The organism is Faecalicatena contorta (assembly GCF_021531995.1).
GTDB lineage: Bacteria > Bacillota > Clostridia > Lachnospirales > Lachnospiraceae > Dorea_A > Dorea_A contorta_A.
In genome coordinates this window covers 1-3,296 of record NZ_JAFBIZ010000176.1, presented here as the reverse complement: position 1 = coordinate 3,296, position 3,296 = coordinate 1, and the positions used below count along the sequence as shown (strand labels likewise).

Annotated in this window: 2 protein-coding genes and 1 pseudogene; all 3 read right to left on the bottom strand. The window is 41.9% G+C overall.

Annotation, left to right across the window (positions count from 1 at the left end; all coding sequences use genetic code 11):
- Positions 1-1,012, bottom strand: a pseudogene (locus JQM82_RS14720) (ATP-binding protein); the annotation flags it as partial.
- Between the two features lie 18 nt (positions 1,013-1,030).
- Positions 1,031-1,702: a hypothetical protein gene (locus tag JQM82_RS14715; RefSeq protein ID WP_235251154.1), complete on the bottom strand. Its 672-nt coding sequence runs from the start codon at positions 1,700-1,702 to the stop codon at positions 1,031-1,033.
- A 191-nt stretch (positions 1,703-1,893) separates the two neighbouring features.
- On the bottom strand, positions 1,894-2,601 hold the full coding sequence (locus JQM82_RS14710) for a single-stranded DNA-binding protein (protein ID WP_235251153.1): 708 nt from the start codon (positions 2,599-2,601) through the stop codon (positions 1,894-1,896).
- Positions 2,602-3,296 lie beyond the last annotated feature (695 nt).

Below are 3,296 nucleotides of genomic sequence, written 5' to 3'. Positions count from 1 at the left end.
TATTGGCAGAGCAGGTAATGCAACGGTAGGGCAGATGTAAGCCAGCAGCAATCGCCTTGGCACCTTCTGTTTTTCCGGTTCCTGCAGGACCCCGCAGAAGAAAATTCCGCATAGGTGAAACAGTATTCGTTGTCAATTTTGCATGTTCACAGATTCGCTTGATCTCCGGCGGTATGATATACCATGGTTCCAGCGTTGGAACAGTAAGTTCTTCCTGGGGAGTGAGTATCCGAGATTCGGATAAGACGTATTTGTTTACAAAGTCTTCTTTGGCAATGGCCTCCCTGTTTCTTTTTGTGGTAGCACCGGGAATCAATACTTGAAAAGTACCAAAGAGCGTATTTGTAGGAGCGTAAGTACCCTGTTGTACTGCGAATGGTTTGAGCTTTGGAATAGCACCATTGGCAGGAGTATCATTGGGAATCCCGCCGGTAGAAAGAGAAGTTCCGTATCGTAATCTGCGATAGATATTGTCACAAAGGACGGCTGCAGTTTTCACGGCTTCTTCTATATCCGTATAACCATTGTCACGGTGCTTTTTCAACTCCTGATAATATTCGCTAAATTCATCATCCTGCATAATGGTAGGGAGCAGCGCAAACAAAAGTGCAGTTCCGCTGTTCTTATCTTCCTTCAAAAGATATTGGTCGGCTGTTGTTTCGGAATCTATTGGTTTGGGATAAATACCGGCAATGAATTTTCCGTTTGTCCGGTTATAGATCACCACATGCAAATCTCCGGTTTTGCTGGGATATTCCGCTATTGTATAATTATTCCCCTGGCTGCCAATTGCCCCGAGTTCTTCAGAAGCGGTTCCACCGGGCGGATTTTCCAGTTCCATGTATGCAAGAATCGCCCGGAGCGTGGACGCATGAAGTGTCGAACGTTTCTGAGGCTGTGTGCAGTATTTGGAATAGACATCCTTCCTGATGGGATCATCCGTATAATCTTCAAAAGGTTCCGGAAGCTTTCGCTTGAAAGACCAGTTACTGATCAGGTTTCCATTTGGCATAGTATTTCTCCTCCTTTTTTACATCCAGGATAATTCCAGGGTGCCTTCGTTTTCTTTTGCATTCAGCTCATCACGGATAAAAATATCTGTGAGAGCTGCCCAGTAGTTTTGGGACGGAAAATGCTCGAAAGTACCTTTGATTTCCTTGGAATCTCCATTTTTGATAAATATTTCTCCATTTTCGCTGATAAATAATTTTTGATGTCCTCTTGCCTGCAGATCTCCAATCAGATTGGAGAGTAATGGCTTGCCAATTAGGGTATACCAAGACTGGGGATCCACCTGACCGATGGAATCAGTGCCTGCTGGTTCCGACTTTGGCTTTAATGATTCTATCGTCATCATAGAAAGTACCAGTTCTCCATAACGGTCCAGCCGGACTTCAGCAAAATTATATTCTTTCGTATGGAAGGTACGAATACGCAGGGCATTTCCATTCAGAAGACTGTCTACATTTGGTTCTTTAGTAAATTCCCATGTGGCATCCGGATAAGCGGACTTCAGTTTCCCTGTAATCTGGTAACTAATCTGTCTCCAGAGCAGAGTTTCCATATCGGTGATACCGTCTGGATTACCAGAGGAATATGCTGACTTTCGTTTGAGTGCCGGAGATGGGATGCGGGGAAGATGCGGGACAATCAGGAAGAGGAGACTTCCTAAAATACCTGCAAGTGCAATGCCCGCAATCACTGAGCGGTTTATATTATCCTGTATAAACAGTAATGACAGAAACAAAACGAGAACAACAGATTTTAATATTTTTAAACTTTTACTTTTTTTCCTTCGTACTTTCATTGTATGATTCCTTTCCTGTAAACAAAAAAAGAGGAACCGCCATGCCCGATGGGTAAGCAATTCCTCAACCTGTTATTTCTTTTGAGTTATCCGTTAAACGGAAGCTGGTCAGCCATGCCTTCCGGTATTCCCTGAAAACCGTCTCCGGTAAAACCACCTTGCTGTCCGTATGCCATGTTCTGTTGTGGATAATAGCTCTGCTGGTACATGTTGTTTCCAATCGGTCCAGAAGGTGGAACTGCATAAGAGTTGCCCTGTGTTCTGGCACCTGCGGTGTTTGGTATACCTGCATTTTGATTTCCAGCACCATTCATGTAGCCGCCTCCCTGAGCAGCGCGATTTTGATAACTGCCACTTCCTGGGGTAGCCGCACCTCCGTTGTTGTTATTAGGCATGCTATTGCCATTTTGATGATTTCCAGAATTTCCGTTATTCTCATTTTCCGGTTTGTTGGAAAGACAAAACTGCCAGTCCTTGACATTAATTTTGGCTCCAACTCCTGGCTGCCCAGCCTTCTGTCCCTGCTGATAGAGAAATGGATGGATTTCCAGATCTCCATAGACATAGATACAGGTTCCGGATTTTACACCGGCTTTGATCAGACGCTCTGCCAGGAACTTGTTAAAATAGCATTGATAGAACATGGACTCGTATCCATTCTGACCATTTTGTGTGTTCTGGCTCCTCTGAGAGGAAGCAAGATCCAGACTGATGTACTCTGATCCGTTGTTCTTTCCTTGCTGCATGGCAGGATCCTTTGTTACCCTTCCCATAACATGAATAATTGCTGACATAAAAATTCTCCTTTCTGCCTCTTTGGGCTTTAAAATAATAAAAATAAATAAAAGAACAGGAAACCTGTGTCCCAGATTTCCCATAAATAAAAAAAGAGCCATTAAGTGACCGCATAATACGGCTATCCTAATGACTCTAATTTCCAACATAAACTTACGTGTGCTCTGGAAGAATGGTCCAGACTCCCTTTAGGGGATAACACAAAAACTTAAATACAATATCATAATAGCACAAAATGTGGAACAAGTCAAATGAAATAATACTGTATAGGTGTTTATGAGTTGTATAGGTGTTTATGAGTGGTATTGTGTCTACCAATTATGAACTAAGCATGTTATAATGGAAACAGCAAATGCTTATGAAAAGAGAAAGATCAAAATATTAAAAACGATGTTGGATATAGAATTTATAGATAAATATATTCCATAAAGTTTACTGACTGTTCAATGATGGAGAAAGGTATGGCATGGTGATTTCGGATTTTCTTCGAAACAGTAGTATGATCTTTGTGCAGACTCTTACCAATACTCTCAAAAGATGATGGCTGACATAGTTCCTGTTTAATGTAGGCTCTGTCAAATAAAATCAGATATTTCTGATTTTATTCATACCTATTCTTTTCGACAGACAGATAACAATGAATAGCATGTGCGTCAACCAATACCATGTGCGAGACTATATTTCATTATAAGCA